Genomic DNA, 16,102 nt, shown 5'->3' with positions numbered 1-16,102 from the left:
GACTTCGATGTCCAGGACACATGAGTGCTCACTTGCCGGCGGCTACCAACCAACCCAGGAGTCTGCCGGATGGCAGGCTCCCAGAACTGATTAGGACACTCATGAGCACCCCGAACGGCGAAAACGGCTTCTTGTACGAGCTGGAGATCGAGGTCGAAGAGGAACTGACCGTGACCGAGATCAGCAACCCGGAACAGGCCACCGACGTGCCGGTCACGGACTGGCTGTTCGACCCCGCCGACACCGAGCGCGAAAGAACAGGCCTGCGCGGCCTGCTCGGCGCGATCCAGGCGCTGGAAGACGACTCACGGCCCGGTGACCAGGGCGTTTGACGAGTCACCGCCGGGCACGGCCCGGCGGTCCCGGTACACCGCCGCGCCGGCGCTCCGGCCCGGCGTTCGATTACGCGCGTCTGAGCTCCCCGCACCGGTTCAAGTCCCGATGGTCGACGATGTTGAGCGTCTCGTCCTCACGATGATGGATCTTTGAGCCGGGGAACCGCGTCCACCTCCGGTACGACGCGAGCGGTGGCTCTCGCGGGTGACGCGCGCCGAACACCGCGGTCCCTAGCGTGATGGCTCTCGGGATCAGGGGAGTACACGTGATCAAGCGCAAGCACGCGCTGGGCGGCGCACTCGCGCTGGCCGTGGCGGTGGGTGTCGCGGTGGGCGGGCCGGCGGGTAACGGCATGCCGGGACGGGGCGCCGCCGCGGTCACCGCCGCCGGATCCACCACGGCGGACTCCACCGGCGCCGCCGACCACACTCGACTGCGCGCACTCCTTCAGCGACTGACCACGGTCGACGGCGGGCCCGGAGCGCTCGTCGAGGTGCGGGACCGGCGCGGCAGCGCGGTGCTGACCAGCGGCGTCGCGGACGTGAGGAGCCACGCGCCGATGCGCCGCGACAGCAGGTTCCGGATCGGCAGTATGACCAAGCCCTTCGTGGCGACGGTCGTGCTCCAGTTGGTGGGAGAGCGCCGCGTCGTCCTCGACGCGCCGGTGGAGCGCTACCTGCCCGGCGTCGTCCGCGGACACGGCAACGACGGGCGGCTGATCACCGTCCGCCAACTGCTCCAGCACACCAGCGGCCTGCCCGACTACCTCACGTACCTCACCCCGCGGGAGGTCCTCAAGGACCCGCTCGCCCACCACGACACCCGCGACCTCGTGAACATCGCGCTCGCCCACCCTCCGGCCTTCGAACCCGGCACCCGCTGGCACTACTCCAACACGAACTACCTGCTGGCCGGCATGCTCATCGAGAAGGTGACCGGCCACACGTACGGCGAGGAGATCCGCCGGCGCATCATCACACCGCTCGGCCTGCGCGAGACGTACGTGCCCGGTGACGCCTCGGCGATCCCCGGACCGCACCCGCGCGGGTACGTGCGGCCGGGTGAGGGCGCGCCGCTCATGGACATCACCGCCATCAACCCTTCGGTCGCGGGCTCGGCCGGCGAGATGATCTCCAGCGGCACCGACCTCGACCGGTTCCTGGACGCGCTCGTACGCGGCCGGCTGCTGCGCCCGGCACAGCGGCGGGAGATGATGAAGACCCGGCCGACCGGCAACCCGGACGGCCGGGCGTACGGCCTCGGCCTGGAGAGCAGGCCACTGCCCTGCGGCGGCCTCTACTGGGGGCACGGCGGTGACATCCCGGGGTACGAGACCGTGGGCGGTGCCACGGTCGACGGCAGGCAGGCGACGGTCCTGGTGAACGTCGACCCCGGTGGTCCGGAAGCGCAGGACGACGACATGAGGGCCGCGGTCCGGACGGCGCTCTGCGATGGCCGGTCCTCGGTCTCTCGGTAGCGTGCGCCCACCGGTGGCGGCAGCGCGGCCACTCGGTGTCCGTCCGTCCTTTGCCGATCATGACCAGGGCCTCGTGTCACCGTGTCCGGCAGGATGATCGCATGGCAGCGAAGAACGGCAGGCGATGGAACCACAACATCCATTACCACCCCCGCATCCTCAGCGTGGTCCCCGATGGCGCCGAGCGCGCCCTCGACGTCGGCTGCGGCGAGGGCATGCTCGTCCGCGAACTTCGCCGGACCGTGCCGCACGTCACCGGCATCGACCTCGACGCGCCCAGCCTCGACCAAGCCCGGGAGTACCCGGACGACGTCGACTACATTCGCGATGACTTCCTTACCCATCCCTTCGAGCCCGCCTCGTTCGACGTAGTCGCGTCGGTGGCCACGCTGCACCACGTTGACGCCGCCGCCGGGTTGGCCCGCATGCGCGACCTCCTGCGCCCCGGCGGCGTCCTGGCCGTCGTCGGCCTCGCGCGCCACACCATGCCGGGCGACCTGCCGCGCGCCCTCGCCGGCACCGCCGTCGGCACCTTCCACCGCGCCATGAAAGGCCACTGGGAGCACCCGTCCCCCATCGTGTGGCCGCCGCCGGTGACGTACGCGGAGATGCGAGCGCTGGCCGCGGAGATCCTGCCCGGTTCCCAGTACCGCCACCACCTCCTGTGGCGCTACAGCATCGTCTGGCGCAAGCCGCGGGACTGAGCGTGGTCGGCCGACGAGGTGTCGTACGGCGATGTCCGAGAGCTGCATCGGCGATCGGCTCAGCGCACCGATCGCATGCCGCCTTCCCCCGAGCACTGAAACTTTCAAACCCTGGGTGGTCGTCGAGCAGGTGGGCGGCAGCGGCAAGGCGCGGTGACGTACCCCATGAACGCTGGAGGAACGCACTCACGAGGGCGTGCCGGATGTACGGCCTGTGCGGGTTCCCCGTGACCGAGTAATCGCTCCCCGGCCTGCGCGTTGTGTCGATCATCGACGCCACATACGCTCTGCCGCAATCGGGAAAACGCTTTCCCAAGGCGATCGTCCGCATGCTCACGAGTGGCACCTCGTGCGCCGCGAGCGAGAGAGGAAAGGCAGCGATGCACCCACGGATCAGGCGACGAATCGGCTTGTTCGCGGCGATCTGGGTGGCCGTCGTGGCGGTCACGGCGGCGTTCGTCGTGACGCAGACCGCCTCGGCCGCGACCGTCCCCACATGGCCGACCAAGACGGGCGACGTCACGGTGACGAAGACCATTCAGGTCAGCGGGACGCGTGATGGCGGGATGAAGCGTTACTGCTGCATCGGGGACGGCGGCCAGGGCGAGAGTCAGCCCGCGGTGTTCGACCTGGCCGACGGCGCGACGCTGAAGAACGTCATCATCGGCTCCCCGGCCGGCGACGGCGTGCACTGTGAGGGCCGGTGCACCATCCAGAACGTGTGGTGGGAGGACGTCGGCGAGGACGCCGCCACCTTCAAGGGCACCAACGGCGACTCCTATGTCATCGGCGGCGGCGCCAAGTCGGCTTCGGACAAGGTGTTCCAGCACAACGGCTCCGGGACCGTACACATCTCGAACTTCTACGCGAAGACGATCGGGAAGCTGTATCGGGCATGCGGTAACTGCTCCACGTCGTACAAGCGGCAGGTGGTCGTCGACAACGTCATCCTGGACAGCGCCAAATACGTCGTCGGCATCAACACCAACTGGGGCGACCAGGCCACCCTGACCCACATCACGCTCATCAACGGCAAGAGCGCTCATGTCTGCGCCGAGTACAAGGGCGCGCCGAAGGGCAGCGAGCCGACATACCTCAAGGACGGGTGGGGCGACTCGTACTGCCACGTCACCAAATCCGACGTCACGTACCAGTAACCCGGTTCATCGATCGACGGCGTCGAGGACTTCCTCTCTGAGCGCTTGTCGCAGGTTACGGCCAGTGGCCAAAAGCTGATGTCGCGGCCCCGAGCATTCGGGGCCGCGACATCAGTGGGCGAGGGTTCAGGCGTTCTGGGCGCCGTTGTAGACGTTCCAGGCGGCGTCGCGGTAGTAGGCGAAGTAGGAGTTGCCGTCGCTGCCCGAGCCCCAGCTACCGAAGAAGCTGGCGGTCTGTACGGCCGACCCGTCGGACTGGTAATTGAAAATGAACGGGCCGCCGCTGGCTCCGCCGCTCAGGCCCTGACAGTTGGGGATGTGCACGCCGCCGTTGTAGCTGTCGGTCGGCGTGCCTTCGCACCACACCGCGTAGTCGACGCTCGCGGGGATGCCGATCGCGTGCGCGTAATTGTTGGTCGACCAGTTGAAGCCGATTCCCGAACTGCCGACCGCGCCCTGGACGTGCATGCCGCTGTTACCGCCGGTATTGAGCACGATGAAGGCGTTGTCACCACCGGGACTGGTGTCGTCGACACGGACGCCGGCCGACCGCCAGGTCCACCAGCCGTACGGGGCGTTGCCCTTGTTGTAGTCCGGCGCGAACTGGAAGTTGTTGTACCAGGCACCGGTACTGATGTCCATGGTGCAGTGGCGCGCCGTGGCGATCACATCCTGGTTGTTGCTGGTGACGACGTTGGCGGTGCAGACGTAGTCGCCGCCGTTCTCCGGGTTGTGAAAGAACAGGCGTCCGACCGTCACCCATACGCTGGCGTTGGCGTGCAGCCCGCCCGCGGCGCCGGCGGGACGGGTCGCATGGATCATGCGCGGCGTTGCGCCGTGCGAACCGGCGATCCTCACGGTGCGGGGACGCGAGGGAAGCGGAGCGGGCTTTGCCGCAGCCAGGCGCTGCGGGGTCCAGTACGAGCGCACGGTTCGAGTCGAGGAGTGGTTGACCGCCCAACGGGTCTTTGGCGGAGTCGGACGGGCGGCGGCGGACGACGTGGCCGCGTGGGCCCCGGGGATGAGCGCGCCGAACACGGCCATACCGGCGACGACGGCCATTGTGACGCTGCGGAGGGGTGTAGACACGATGTCCCTTTCTGGCGGGAATGGACATCGTGATGGTGGATGGCCTGAATAATGATCCGATAAGGATTTGATCAACGTTTGATCAAAGCGAGTCCGGACCCGCTAGGCGCCGAATCGAGACGCATGGGTTGCGGTCACAGCGGATGACATCGCGGGCCAGAAGCAGAAGCGTACGGCCACGGACGATAAGCGAGCGCCAGCATGCCGCGAACGACATTTTCGGAAATGCGGCACATGGCGGAGGAAGGCTCCCCCGGCCCCCTCCCCCGCCTCAGGTGCCGTCCGTTGACCGCCGAGGGTGCCGCGCCGGCAGCACGCGTCGAACCGTCCGTACAGTGAGGGAGTGCCTCGGGTGCCAGACATCGCGGTCCTCGAAGGGCCACGCGTAGGTCATGCTCCCATCGCGGATGCACCCGAGCAGTTCCGGCGCGTCGAACTCCTGGGCGGACCACTCGTAGAGCTGCTGGAGCCGGGGCAAGATCACGCCATAGTCCAGCATGTAGCTGAACTCGAGTTCGCGATCGACGTAGGAACCGACGTCCCCGGTGAGTGGATACGCGTCGGGCAGCACGCGGGACAAGCTCAGGAAGATTCCGGTCATCCCCAGCCTGGGATCTCCCAGCAGAGGTGCGAGGGAACGAAGCCATCCGAGCGACAGGCGGGGCGCGGCGACGAGTGCGTGCGCGTAAAGAACCCGGCAGAGCACAACATTCATGAAGAACCGCTCAGCAGCGTTTTCGGCCTCGGCAAGCTCACGATGTTCGAGGTAGGCGGCGACCACGCTCGCGTTATGCGCCCGATACCAACGTCGGGCGGTCGGGCGGTCCGCGAACGACATCCAGTAATTGACGGTGTTCGCGGACACCGGACCCGGCAGATGGCCGCTGAGCGCCACAGCCTCACAGCCGTCGCGCAGCAGCCGCTCGTTCACCGCCCGCCACCACGGGCTACCAGGGCGAATACCGTGCGGCGGCTCCAACACGCCGCGTCGGAGTTGCCATCGCATGAACGACATCGCCGCCCGCCGATATGGCAAATGGCGCGGGGCCTGACCGAACGGGCCGTGATAGGTGCGCTTGACGAGGGCAAGGCGGGCTGTTGGGTCGTCCCTCACGGCAGAGACCTGTGCAGCCGCCCACTCCGCAGCCGTCATCGCTGGCTCCACGTGCCTGATTGTTCCAATCGTTGGTCTAACCCGGCTAGTGCGCTGCGCCTGGAATTCGTCGGCAGAATCGCGTGAGTGATTCGAGGATTTCGAATCATGCGCTGAGCCTGCGCGCCTTCTCCCGGTGACCAACGGAGACCGTCTCCGTCACGGCGCCGCTGAGCCGTCCAGTGCCTCGACGGCCTTGACGAGCGGCTGCAGCCTGGGATCGCCGGCGGCGCGGTCGAGGGCCTCACGGAGCGCCGTGTCGTGCGTGGGGCGGGCATCGGCGAGCAGCGCGAGACCGGCCGTGGTGACGTCGGTGTAAATGCCGCGGCGGTCGGTCGGGCACAGGTAGCGGGACAGGAGCCCTCGGTCCTCGAGGCGTGAGACCAGCCGCGTGGCCGCGCTCTGGCTGAGGACCACCGCGTCGGCGACCTGGTGCATGCGCAGGTGGCCGCCCTCCCCGTTGTGCTGGTGGCTGAGGACGTCGAGGAGGGAGTACTCGCGTGCGCTCAGCCCGTGGCGGCTCTCCAGCGTGCGCTCGATGTGCGTCTCGATCCGCTGCTGCAGCACGGAGAGGGCGTACCAGCTGTGAGCAAGACCGGCGTCGGCGGCGTCCGTGGCGGTCATGGGTCCTCCTGCTGCGACAAGCGTGGGCATCCGCGCACGCCCATGATAGGACACTGCTGCAATATACGGCGCTTGCAAATAACCGCTCGTGCAATTATTGTTGGAGCGCGTTAGGCGTGTACGCAACATCCATGGGAAGGTCATCCATGCCCCTCGCACTCCTGGCCCTGGCCATCGGAGCCTTCGGGATCGGCACGACAGAGTTTGTGATCATGGGCCTGCTGCCCGAGGTCGCCACCGACTACTCGGTCACGATCCCGACCGCAGGCCTGCTGGTCACCGGTTACGCCGTTGGCGTCCTCATGGGCGCGCCGCTGATGACGGTCCTGGGCACCCGCGTCCCCCGCAAGCGCATGCTGATGCTGCTGATGGGGCTCTTCACCGTGGGCAACCTGACCTCCGCGCTCGCCCCCTCCTTCGGCGTGATGTTCGCCGGCCGTATCGTCGCGTCGCTGGCGCACGGGGCGTTCTTCGGCATCGGCTCGGTGGTCGCGGCCGATCTGGTCGCGCCGCAGAAGAAGGCGGGTGCCATCGCGTTGATGTTCACCGGACTGACCGTCGCGAACGTCGTGGGCGTGCCGATGGGGACGCTGGTGGGCCAGCACTTCGGCTGGCGCGTCACGTTCCTGATCGTCTCGGCACTCGGCGTCGTCGGGCTCGCCGGCATCGCAAGGCTCGTACCGGAACAGCCCCGCCCGCAGGGAGTCCGCCTCCGCCACGAACTGATCGCCTTCCGCAACACGCAGGTGCTCCTGGCGATGGCGATGACCGTCCTCGGCTTCGGCGGAGTGTTCGCCGCCATCACCTACATCGCGCCGATGATGACCCACGTCGCCGGCTTCGCGGACACCTCCGTGACGTGGCTGCTCGTGCTCTTTGGACTCGGCATGATCGGCGGCAACCTGATCGGCGGCCGCTACGCCGACCGCCGCCTGATGGCCATGCTCTACGTCACGCTGAGCGCCCTCGCCCTCGTCCTGGCGCTCTTCACGATCACGGCGCACCATAAGATCGCTGCCGCGATCACCATCGCACTGATCGGTGCCTTCGGATTCGCCACCGTCCCGCCGCTGCAGAAGCGCGTCCTGGACCAGGCCGCGGGTGCTCCGACTCTGGCGTCCGCCGTCAACATCGGTGCCTTCAACCTCGGCAACGCGCTGTCGGCCTGGCTGGGCGGCATCGTGATCGAAGCCGGCCTCGGGTACACCGCACCCAACTGGGTCGGCGCCCTGCTCGCCGGCTCTGCCCTGGTGCTCGCCGTCGTCTCAGGCGCCCTTGAGCGTCGTGGCGTCGCCCAGAGCCGGGTCACCGACTCAGGCACGGCCACCGAACGGCGGCCCGCTTCCCCGACGCTCCGCCACTGACCGGCCACGCTCCTCCGCGGCCACGCCGGTCAACGAGCCCTCGACCACGGTTTAGATCGGGTGATACCGGCCGATAACGGTGGGTGACCCAGAGCGCCGGAGCCAGCGTTTTCCGGCTGCGGTGTTCGAACCGGCATCCGACACGGGGGTGGGGATGCGGTCTCGAAACGGTCGGGCCTATCTGTCCGCTGCCACGGCCCTTGCCATCACTCCGCTGCTGTGCGGTTCCGCCGACGGGCCGTCGCCCTCACCATCGATCCAGGAAGGGGCCGCGCTCCAAGACCCGCCGCAGGTGGTGAGCCAGACGGGGTGCTGCGGACGAAGACCGTGGTGGAGCGGCGGCTGGTGGACGTGGGCGGCCGCAGGCTGTAGGCGCTGACCTACAACGGCCGCTACATGCCGACCACGCTGCGGGTCCGGCCCGGAGACAGACTCGAACTGGCGATGGAGAATCGGCTGAACACGCCGACCAACCTCCACGTCCACGGGATGCACGCGTCCCCCAGCGGACACGCGGACAACATCTTCGTCCGCATCAACCCGCATCAGACGTTCCACTACTCCTACCGGTTCACCCGCAACCTCAAGCCCGGCACCTACTGGTACCACTCGCATGCGCACCCCCTCTCCGCGCCTCAGGTGGCGGGCGGAATGTCGGGCGTCATCGTCGTCGACGGGCTGAAGGACCACCTACCGCGGTCGCTGCGCGGCATCACCGAACACGTCATCGCGCTCAAGGACTTCCAGGTCCAGGGCGACTCGGTCAAGACCGAGAACCTGAAGATCAGCGCGCCCACCACTCGCACGGTCAACGGTCAGCTGAACCCGACCATCAAGATCCGTCCCGGGGAGTACCAGTTGTGGCGGCTGGCCAACGTCAGCGCCAACATCTACTACCACCTCCACCTGCGCGGACAGCGGTTCTACGTGATCGCGCACGACGGCGACCCCGTCGACCGGATCTGGACCGCCGACTCGCTCCTGCTCGCCGCGGGGACCCGGTTCGACGTGCTGGTCCAGGGCGGCCCGCCGGGCACCACACAGTTGGAGACCCTCCGATACAGCACCGGGCCCGCCGGGAACACCTTCCCCCAGAGGACCCTGGCCACCCTGGTCTCGGCCGGTTCGCCCGTACGCCCCGTACGGCTCCCGACCACATTCGCGCCGGTCGAAGACTTCAGCCACGCCAAGATCGCCGCACGACACACCATCGTCTTCTCCGAGAACACCGCGGGCACCAAGTACTACATCAACGGCAAGCAGTTCGACATGAACCGAGTCGACATCCGGTCCAAACTGAACACGATCGAGGAGTGGGTCATCCGCAACGACAGCAACGAAGAACACTCCTTCCACGTCCACACCGACCGCTTCCAGCTGATGAGCATCAACGGCCGGCCACACCACGGCCACGGCCGCCAAGACACCGCCAACGTCCCCCCGAAGGGCCAGATCGTCATCCGGATCCGCTTCACCGACTTCACCGGAAAGACGGTCCTGCACTGCCACATCCTCAACCACGAGGACGCCGGAATGATGGCCGTCCTGGAGATCGTCAAGTGACCGAATCCGGCGAGAGTCCTCCGACGCGCCGGGGCTCCGGCCGGCCGATCATTGCCCTATCGGTCATATTGCTCGCGCCCGCGAGCCCAATACTCCAAAAGCAATCTAGCGCACTATTGCCCTAAATTGAGGAGTTTGACGGAATTATTGCTAGTCGATGTCAGTGCCCATTAGCCGGAGGTCATCGTGGCGAATGAGAATGACGTCTTCGATGTGATCGCAATCGGTGCAGGGCCCGTCGGAGAGACGGCGGCAGCACGTGCCGTACGGGGCGGCCTGACAGCGGCCGTCGTCGAGGAGCGCTTGGTGGGCGGCGAGTGCAACTACTACGGATGCATCCCGAGCAAGGCGCTGCTGTGGCCGATGGAGCTCGCGGCCGAGGTCGGCCGCATGCCGGGCCTCGAACTGCGTGGCCCGATCGACGCCGCGGCGGTGCTGGCCCGTCGCGACGACTTCGTGTCTCACTTCAACGACAGCGGATACGTGACCTGGCTGCGTGATCTCCCCGCGACGTTCGCACGGGGCCGTGGTCGCCTGGCCGGGCCGTTGCGTGTCGACGTGAGCATGCCGGACGGCGGCACCCGGCCGTTGCGGGCCCGGCACGCGGTCGTCGTCGCCACCGGCAGCACCCCCGGCATCCCCGACGTGCCCGGGCTGCGGGAGGCGCGCCCGTGGACGAACCAGGAGGCGACCAGCGTTCAGCAGGTGCCCAAGCGGCTCGTCGTGATCGGCGGCGGGCCCGTCGCCTGCGAGATGGCCCAGGCCCTGCATGCGCTCGGCGCGCAGGAGACCACCATGCTCGTACGCGGAGATCGCCTGCTCCCCCGGACCGAGCCGATCGCCGGGGAGTTGGTGGCCAAATCATTCGCCGAATCGGGCATCGAGGTACGCTTCGGACGCTCGGCCGGTCGTGTGGAACGGCCGATCCCAGGCGGCCCGGTGACCGTCCATACCGACGACGGCTCGCGGATCGACGCGGACGAGATCCTCGTCGCCACCGGCCGCAGGCCGGCCGTGCACGACATCGGCCTGGAGACGGTCGGCCTCGAGGCCGGTGGGCCCATCACGGTCGACGCGAGCATGCGTGCGACCGGGATCCCCGACGGGTGGCTGTACGCCGCCGGGGACGTCAACGGGCGTAACCTGCTCACGCATATGGGCAAGTACCAGGCCCGTATCTGCGGCGACGTGATCGTCGCTCGCGCCAAGGGCCTGCCGGACGACACGCCGGCGCTTCGCGACACCGCCGGTGACCGGGGCGCACCCCAGGTCATCTTCACCGACCCGCAGGTCTGCGCGGTCGGGCGCACTGAGGCCCGGGCCCGCACCGACGGCTTCCCGGTACGTGCCGTGGAGTACGACATGGGCGCCGTGATCGGCGCGATGCTCCAGGCCGAGGGCTACACCGGCCGGGCGAAACTGGTCGTCGACGAGGATCGTCACGTGCTCCTGGGCGCCACCTTCATCGGCCCGGACGTGGTGCATCTCCTCCACTCGGCGACCGTCGCGGTGACCTCCGAGGTGCCCCTCGACCGGCTCTGGCACGCCGTCCCCGTATTCCCCACCGCCAGCGAGGTCTGGCTCAACCTCCTCGTGGAATACGGCCTGTAGCGGCGTTGGCGGGGTCCTGACGTCGAGTAGGTCCGCGGAATCGCGGCGATCATCGCGGCCATAAATGGCTTCAACAGACCAATGGGAACTCTCAAATCCATGGACGGATTACAGCTCGTTCGGCCGGAACGCGTCCGGCCGATCCGCGATTTCGCGGAACAGGGATTCAGGTGGAGAAGATGACGAAACTGCAGGGGAAATCGGCGCTGGTGACCGGTGGCACCAGCGGGATCGGACGGGCGGCCGCCGTCGCGCTCGCCGAGCTCGGTGCGCACGTGGTGATCTCCGGCCGTGACACGGTGCGGGGCGAGCAGGTGGTCCAGGAGATCCGTTCGACCGGGGGGCAGGCGGACTTCGTGGCCGCCGACCTGCGCGACGAGTCCTCCGCCCGATCCCTGGCCGCACAGGCCAGGGACCTGGCCGGTCACGTCGACATCCTGGTCAACAACGCCGGCATCTATCCGTTCAGCGCCACCCACGAGACCAGCGAGCAGGAATTCGACGCGGTGATCGCGCTCAATGTGAAGGCGCCGTACTTCCTGGTCGCCGAGCTCGCGCCGGGTATGGCCGAACGCGGAGATGGCGCGATCATCAACCTGAGCACGATGGCCGCCGAGCTCGGCGTCCCCGGGGCGAGCCTGTACGGCGCGAGCAAGGCCGCGCTGGTGCTGATGACCAAGGCCTGGGCCGCGGAGTACGGGCCGTACGGGGTCCGCGTCAACGCGGTCAGCCCCGGCGCCATTCGCACCGAAGGAACCGCCAAGATGGGCGAGGACTTCGACCAGCTGGCCGCTCAGGCACCGGCCGGACGCCCCGGCACCGCGGAGGAGATCGCCGACGCGATCACCTTCTTGGCCACCGACCGCTCCAGCTTCGTACACGGCGCGATCCTGTCGGTCGACGGCGGACGCACCGCCGTCTGAACGCCGCTGAGGCCGCTTGACGGCCCAAGAACGGCGCATCGTCTCAACATTAGACATCCGACGATGGCGTGGCGGGGTTGTCTGGGAGTCGTGGCCGACCGGCCACCCCGCACTCATCTAGGAGATCACGATGCTGAAGAAGACGATCGCCGCTCTGGGTCTGGCGGCGGCCGCCGCCGTCTTCGCCCAGCCGGCGTACGCAGCCGCCAGTGTCCCGACCACCGCAGGCACCCACGTCGTCGCGCTCGGCGCGTTCCCGATCCCGCTGATGGCACCCATGGACGACGGCAGCCCGACCGGTGGTGTGGGACGCAGGTGAGCCTTCGGCCGGCGTCCATGGTCCGAGGCCGGTACTCCATCCACGGCGGCCCGAGACGCTCCGCGTCCGGGCCGCCGCTCCTGCCATGGCTCGCGCTTCCGGCGTACGGTGGAAGTGAGGACGCGAACGCTACCGCTGGGGGGGCCGGTAGTGATCGAGACCACCATCGATCCACGCTGCGTTGCAGAGGCCAGAGAGTGTTTCCTGGAGGCCAGGGAATGTCCCGGGCTGCCGGTGCGGACCGGGATCGTGGAGTCGTGGCGCCGCTCCCGGTTGTCCGGTGTCGACAGTGCTCACCTTGATCCGCCGTACTTCGACGACCTCGACACCGACGGCCGCCTGATCCACGCCGCGAGACCCGTGCTGGACCGGCTGCAGGAGAAGCTGTCCGATGCCGCGACCAGCCTCTTGCTGACCGACGCCTACGGCCGGATCCTCGATCGGCGGGTCGAACACGTCGCCCTGGCCATATGCCTCGACCATCTCCAGCTCGCCCCAGGCTTCGGTTACGGAGAGGAATCCGTCGGGACCAACGGCATCGGGACCGCGATCGAGGCGCGTCAGGTCACCGCCATCTTCGGGACCGAGCACTTCACCGAACGACTGCACGCGATGGCGTGCGCGGGAGCACCCGTCCACGACCCGCTGACGGGACGGCTGGTCGGCTTGATCGACGTCACGTGCTGGGCCAAGGACGCCAACCCGTTGATGGCCGCCCTGGCGAGCGAGGCCGCCGACGACATCGAACAGCGGTTGCTGGAACTCGGATCGGAACGCGAGCGGGCCCTGCTCACCGCGTTCCTCGGCATCAGCAGGCGCGGCGGCGCCGTCGTCACCGTCAGCGATGACCTGATCATCGCCAACCAGCATGCCGCTCATCTGCTCGAGCCCACCGACCACACGGTCGTCAGGGACAAGGTGGCCGAGCTGTCGCGGGCCAGCCAGGAGCTGGTCGAGCAGGTCATGCTGGCACGCGGGGACATGGCCACCATTCGGGTCCGCCCGGTGCGGGCGCAGACCGAGGGCGCCGGCGCCGTCGTCGAGATCCAGGTCGCACCGGACGCCCGGCCACCCCGCCACCTGGTCCGGCCCTTCGAACTCAGGCTGGCCGGCAGTTCCCACGCGTTCAGCAAGGCGTGCACCGATCTGGAAACGCACTGCCGGAACCGCACCTGGGTGCTCCTGGAGGGCGAGCCTGGGGTGGGCAAACTGGCGCTCACTGAAGCCGTGCACCGCAGCCACGGCCCGGCGAGCCCCTTCGCGGTGATCCAGCCCCAGGATCTCGCCGAGGACCGGGCGGCCTGCCTACGCCGGATGAGCGCGGCCATCGGCGTGCCCGGAGCCACCGTGGTGCTGCGCTACCCCGAGCGGTACCCCCGACAGGCGATCCCCGCGCTCCTGGAGTGGATGCGAGCCGCTTCCGGGCATCCGGGCCGGCCCTGGGTGGTCGCCACCACCTACCTCGAGGCCGAGCCGCCGGAAGACCTGTTGTCCACGCTGGCGGTGACCCTGACCGTGCCGGCACTGCGCCACCGAATCGAGGATGTGCGCGATCTCGTTCCTGTCCTGCTGCGCAGGATCTCCCGCGGCGGGTCCGTGTCGTGCTCGCCGGCGGCCATGAGGGTCTTGCTGCGCTACAGCTGGCCGGGCAATGTCACCGAACTCCTTCACGCGCTGCGATTCGCGCTGACCCGCCGGCGGATCGGCGAGATCCAACCGCAGGACCTGCCCGAGGTCTGCCACGTGACCAGCCGGCGCGTACTCACCCCGTGGGAGGCCATAGAGCGTGACGCGATCATCCGCACGCTGCAAGAGACCGACGGCGACAAGGCTCTGGCGGCTCATCTGCTGGGTATCTCACGGGCGACCATCTACCGGAAGATCAACGCGTACGGCATCTCGGTCGACGGGCGATGAGCGGGCGCTCGGCGACGGTCGATGGTGTGATCGACCGTCGCCGAACGCCTCACCGAGGCCGACGACAGCCCTTCGTCCGGGGCCGGCATCACCAGGGCAGCGAGCCCTCCTCGCTGAAGAACCCGGCGGTCGGTCCGTCCGCGCCGAGCGTGGCCAGGCGCACCAGGACCGCGGCGCCCTGCGCGGGGGTGAGGTGCCCGGTGTGGTTGTTGGCGTCCGTGTCGACGTAGCCGGGGGCGGCGGCGTTGACGAGGATGCCGTCCTGCCGCAGCTCATTGGCGTACTGCACGGTCAGTGCGGTCAGCGCGGTCTTGGAGGGCGTGTACGCGGCGGACGGCAGCAGTGCCGCGAACGGGCCGTCCGGGTCGCTGGTGAGGGTCAGCGACGAGGCGTGACTGCTGACGTTGACGATGCGCGGCGCCGGTGACCGCCGCAGCAGCGGCAGCATGGCGTTGGTCACGGCGATCACCCCGAAGACGTTGGTCTCGAACACCGCCCGGACCATGTCCAGGTCGACGGAGCTGGGAATCTGATCGTGGGCGTCTTCGGGCGAGACCTGCCCGGAGCCGCTGATGCCGGCGTTGTTGATCAGTACGTCGAGGTGGCCGAAGCGCTCCTCGACCTGCTTCGCGGCCGCCTGGACGGTGGCCGGGTCGGTGACGTCCAGGGTGACCGCGTACGCGTCGCCGCCGGCCGCGCGCAGCGCCGCGGCGGCCTCCTCGCCGCGCCGCGGGTCTCTGGCGCCGACCAGGACCGTCATGCCCAGCGCGGCGAGCTGTTCGGCAGCCGCCCGGCCGATCCCCTTGTTCGCCCCGGTGACCAGCGCGACCTTCTGGTGTGTGGTGTGCTCGCTCATGATCGGCTCCTTGCAGTGGTGGGTAGACAGCCCGGCCGCCTGTGACGTGCGGACGGAAACAGCCGGGAGAAGATCCGGGTCAATCGGTGGGCCGGCGGGCCTCGTTCGCCTCGCGAAGGACCGCCCAGGCGTCCGCCACCGGGCCCATGTGCCCGAGCTTGTCGGGGTTGATCACCGTACGGATCGTCTGGACCCGTCCGTCGAGGATGTCCAGCGCCCACGTGTTGACGACCTTGCCGTCCCGATCGCGGAAGATCGCGCCCGGCTGGCCGTTCACCTCGTGCGGCTCCACGACGCCGCCGATCCGGGCGAACGGCGGGACGAGCGCGGCGAACAGCCGGGTCACGTTGTCGGCGCCGATGATGCCCGTGCCCCATTGCGGGGTCTTGCCGCCACCGTCGGCGACCAGGTGAACGTCGGCGGCCAGCAGTTCCCGCAGACCGTCGAGGTCTCCGTCCCGGAAGGCGTCGAAGAACCGTTCGGCGAGCCGTTGGCGCTCGCGTCGGTCGGCCTCGAATCGGGGCCGGCCTGTGGCCATGTGGCGGCGCGCCCGTACCGCCAGCTGGCGGCACGCCGCCTCCGACCGGCCCACCGCCGAGGCGACCTCCGGGAAGTCGAACCCGAACACCTCCCGCAACACGAACACCGCCCGCTCCAGCGGGGACAGCCGCTCCAACAGCAGCAGGGCCGCCATCGACACCGAGTCGGCCAGCTCCGCCGAGCGCGCCGGGTCCTGGTACGGGTCGGTCAGCAGCGGCTCGGGGAACCACGGCCCGACGTACTCCTCCCGCCGGACGCGGGCCGAGCGCAGCACGTTGATCGAGATCCGGGTCACCACGGCCGACAAGAACGCCTTGACCGACGTGGGCCGGGTCGGGGAGACCGAGAAGCGCAGCCAGGTCTCCTGGACCGCGTCCTCGGCCTCGCTCACGCTGCCCAGGATCCGGTACGCGATTGAGAACAGCAGCGGCCGCAGCTCCTCGAACTCCTCGCTGCGGGTGGACATCAG

General features: G+C 68.7%; 15 protein-coding genes. 10 read left to right on the top strand and 5 right to left on the bottom strand.

Features of this window, described 5'->3' with window-relative positions; genetic code table 11:
• Positions 1-101: 101 nt before the first annotated feature.
• From AB0I04_RS47145 to AB0I04_RS47130, 4 genes are all read left to right on the top strand, one after another.
• Positions 102-332 (top strand): hypothetical protein, encoded by a 231-nt coding sequence (locus tag AB0I04_RS47145; RefSeq protein ID WP_360900567.1) that lies wholly within the window; start codon positions 102-104, stop codon positions 330-332.
• A 269-nt stretch (positions 333-601) separates the two neighbouring features.
• Entirely contained in the window at positions 602-1,813 is a 1,212-nt protein-coding gene (locus tag AB0I04_RS47140; protein WP_360900564.1) for a serine hydrolase domain-containing protein, read from the top strand.
• 101 nt (positions 1,814-1,914) lie between these two features.
• Positions 1,915-2,517: a class I SAM-dependent methyltransferase gene (locus tag AB0I04_RS47135; protein ID WP_360900561.1), complete on the top strand. Its 603-nt coding sequence runs from the start codon at positions 1,915-1,917 to the stop codon at positions 2,515-2,517.
• 380 nt (positions 2,518-2,897) lie between these two features.
• Positions 2,898-3,674: a pectate lyase gene (locus AB0I04_RS47130; RefSeq protein ID WP_360900558.1), complete on the top strand. Its 777-nt coding sequence runs from the start codon at positions 2,898-2,900 to the stop codon at positions 3,672-3,674.
• A gap of 126 nt (positions 3,675-3,800) precedes the next feature.
• Here AB0I04_RS47130 and AB0I04_RS47125 read toward each other — a convergent pair whose 3' ends face one another.
• The 3 genes from AB0I04_RS47125 to AB0I04_RS47115 all read right to left on the bottom strand — a co-directional run bounded on the left by AB0I04_RS47125 (position 3,801) and on the right by AB0I04_RS47115 (position 6,540).
• Positions 3,801-4,763, bottom strand: a complete 963-nt coding sequence (locus AB0I04_RS47125; RefSeq protein ID WP_360900555.1) for a hypothetical protein — start codon at positions 4,761-4,763, stop codon at positions 3,801-3,803.
• Positions 4,764-5,034: 271 nt separating this feature from the next.
• The gene (locus AB0I04_RS47120; protein WP_360900552.1) at positions 5,035-5,916 is read right to left on the bottom strand and encodes a hypothetical protein; all 882 of its coding nucleotides are present in this window, start codon (positions 5,914-5,916) and stop codon (positions 5,035-5,037) included.
• A 159-nt stretch (positions 5,917-6,075) separates the two neighbouring features.
• Positions 6,076-6,540, bottom strand: a complete 465-nt coding sequence (locus AB0I04_RS47115; RefSeq protein WP_360900549.1) for a MarR family transcriptional regulator — start codon at positions 6,538-6,540, stop codon at positions 6,076-6,078.
• A 146-nt stretch (positions 6,541-6,686) separates the two neighbouring features.
• On the opposite strand from AB0I04_RS47115, the gene AB0I04_RS47110 reads away from it, so the two are divergent.
• The 6 genes from AB0I04_RS47110 to AB0I04_RS47085 all read left to right on the top strand — a co-directional run bounded on the left by AB0I04_RS47110 (position 6,687) and on the right by AB0I04_RS47085 (position 14,237).
• The gene (locus tag AB0I04_RS47110; RefSeq protein WP_360900546.1) at positions 6,687-7,904 is read left to right on the top strand and encodes an MFS transporter; all 1,218 of its coding nucleotides are present in this window, start codon (positions 6,687-6,689) and stop codon (positions 7,902-7,904) included.
• A 375-nt stretch (positions 7,905-8,279) separates the two neighbouring features.
• Positions 8,280-9,467, top strand: coding sequence for a multicopper oxidase family protein (locus AB0I04_RS47105; RefSeq protein ID WP_360900576.1), 1,188 nt, complete (start codon positions 8,280-8,282; stop codon positions 9,465-9,467).
• Positions 9,468-9,653: 186 nt separating this feature from the next.
• The gene (locus AB0I04_RS47100; protein ID WP_360900543.1) at positions 9,654-11,078 is read left to right on the top strand and encodes an NAD(P)/FAD-dependent oxidoreductase; all 1,425 of its coding nucleotides are present in this window, start codon (positions 9,654-9,656) and stop codon (positions 11,076-11,078) included.
• Positions 11,079-11,257: 179 nt separating this feature from the next.
• Positions 11,258-12,001, top strand: a complete 744-nt coding sequence (locus tag AB0I04_RS47095; protein ID WP_360900540.1) for an SDR family NAD(P)-dependent oxidoreductase — start codon at positions 11,258-11,260, stop codon at positions 11,999-12,001.
• Between the two features lie 130 nt (positions 12,002-12,131).
• Positions 12,132-12,320 carry a hypothetical protein gene (locus tag AB0I04_RS47090; RefSeq protein ID WP_360900537.1) on the top strand — a complete coding sequence of 63 codons (189 nt, stop codon included), beginning with the start codon at positions 12,132-12,134 and terminating at the stop codon, positions 12,318-12,320.
• Positions 12,321-12,470: 150 nt separating this feature from the next.
• Positions 12,471-14,237 (top strand): helix-turn-helix domain-containing protein, encoded by a 1,767-nt coding sequence (locus tag AB0I04_RS47085; RefSeq protein WP_360900534.1) that lies wholly within the window; start codon positions 12,471-12,473, stop codon positions 14,235-14,237.
• 88 nt (positions 14,238-14,325) lie between these two features.
• Here AB0I04_RS47085 and AB0I04_RS47080 read toward each other — a convergent pair whose 3' ends face one another.
• Both AB0I04_RS47080 and AB0I04_RS47075 read right to left on the bottom strand, forming a co-directional pair.
• Complete coding sequence (locus tag AB0I04_RS47080) at positions 14,326-15,093, bottom strand: SDR family NAD(P)-dependent oxidoreductase (RefSeq protein WP_360900531.1); 768 nt, start codon at positions 15,091-15,093, stop codon at positions 14,326-14,328.
• Between the two features lie 79 nt (positions 15,094-15,172).
• Positions 15,173-16,099, bottom strand: coding sequence for an RNA polymerase sigma-70 factor (locus tag AB0I04_RS47075; protein ID WP_360900573.1), 927 nt, complete (start codon positions 16,097-16,099; stop codon positions 15,173-15,175).
• Positions 16,100-16,102 lie beyond the last annotated feature (3 nt).

The organism is Actinoallomurus sp. NPDC050550, from assembly GCF_040655075.1.
Lineage (GTDB): Bacteria > Actinomycetota > Actinomycetes > Streptosporangiales > Streptosporangiaceae > Actinoallomurus.
Note: the sequence above shows the minus strand (reverse complement) of the source record. Positions and strands in the feature narration are given on the sequence as shown.

What these genes read in the sequence shown, in the direction of transcription:
- AB0I04_RS47145 (WP_360900567.1), top strand. Translation starts at nt 102, where the DNA reads ATGAGCACCCCGAACGGCGAAAACGGCTTCTTGTACGAGCTGGAGATC.
- AB0I04_RS47135 (WP_360900561.1), top strand. Translation starts at nt 1,915, where the DNA reads ATGGCAGCGAAGAACGGCAGGCGATGGAACCACAACATCCATTACCAC.
- AB0I04_RS47130 (WP_360900558.1), top strand. Translation starts at nt 2,898, where the DNA reads ATGCACCCACGGATCAGGCGACGAATCGGCTTGTTCGCGGCGATCTGG.
- AB0I04_RS47120 (WP_360900552.1), bottom strand. Translation starts at nt 5,916, where the DNA reads ATGACGGCTGCGGAGTGGGCGGCTGCACAGGTCTCTGCCGTGAGGGAC.
- AB0I04_RS47115 (WP_360900549.1), bottom strand. Translation starts at nt 6,540, where the DNA reads ATGACCGCCACGGACGCCGCCGACGCCGGTCTTGCTCACAGCTGGTAC.
- AB0I04_RS47110 (WP_360900546.1), top strand. Translation starts at nt 6,687, where the DNA reads ATGCCCCTCGCACTCCTGGCCCTGGCCATCGGAGCCTTCGGGATCGGC.
- AB0I04_RS47095 (WP_360900540.1), top strand. Translation starts at nt 11,258, where the DNA reads ATGACGAAACTGCAGGGGAAATCGGCGCTGGTGACCGGTGGCACCAGC.
- AB0I04_RS47090 (WP_360900537.1), top strand. Translation starts at nt 12,132, where the DNA reads ATGCTGAAGAAGACGATCGCCGCTCTGGGTCTGGCGGCGGCCGCCGCC.
- AB0I04_RS47080 (WP_360900531.1), bottom strand. Translation starts at nt 15,093, where the DNA reads ATGAGCGAGCACACCACACACCAGAAGGTCGCGCTGGTCACCGGGGCG.
- AB0I04_RS47075 (WP_360900573.1), bottom strand. Translation starts at nt 16,099, where the DNA reads ATGTCCACCCGCAGCGAGGAGTTCGAGGAGCTGCGGCCGCTGCTGTTC.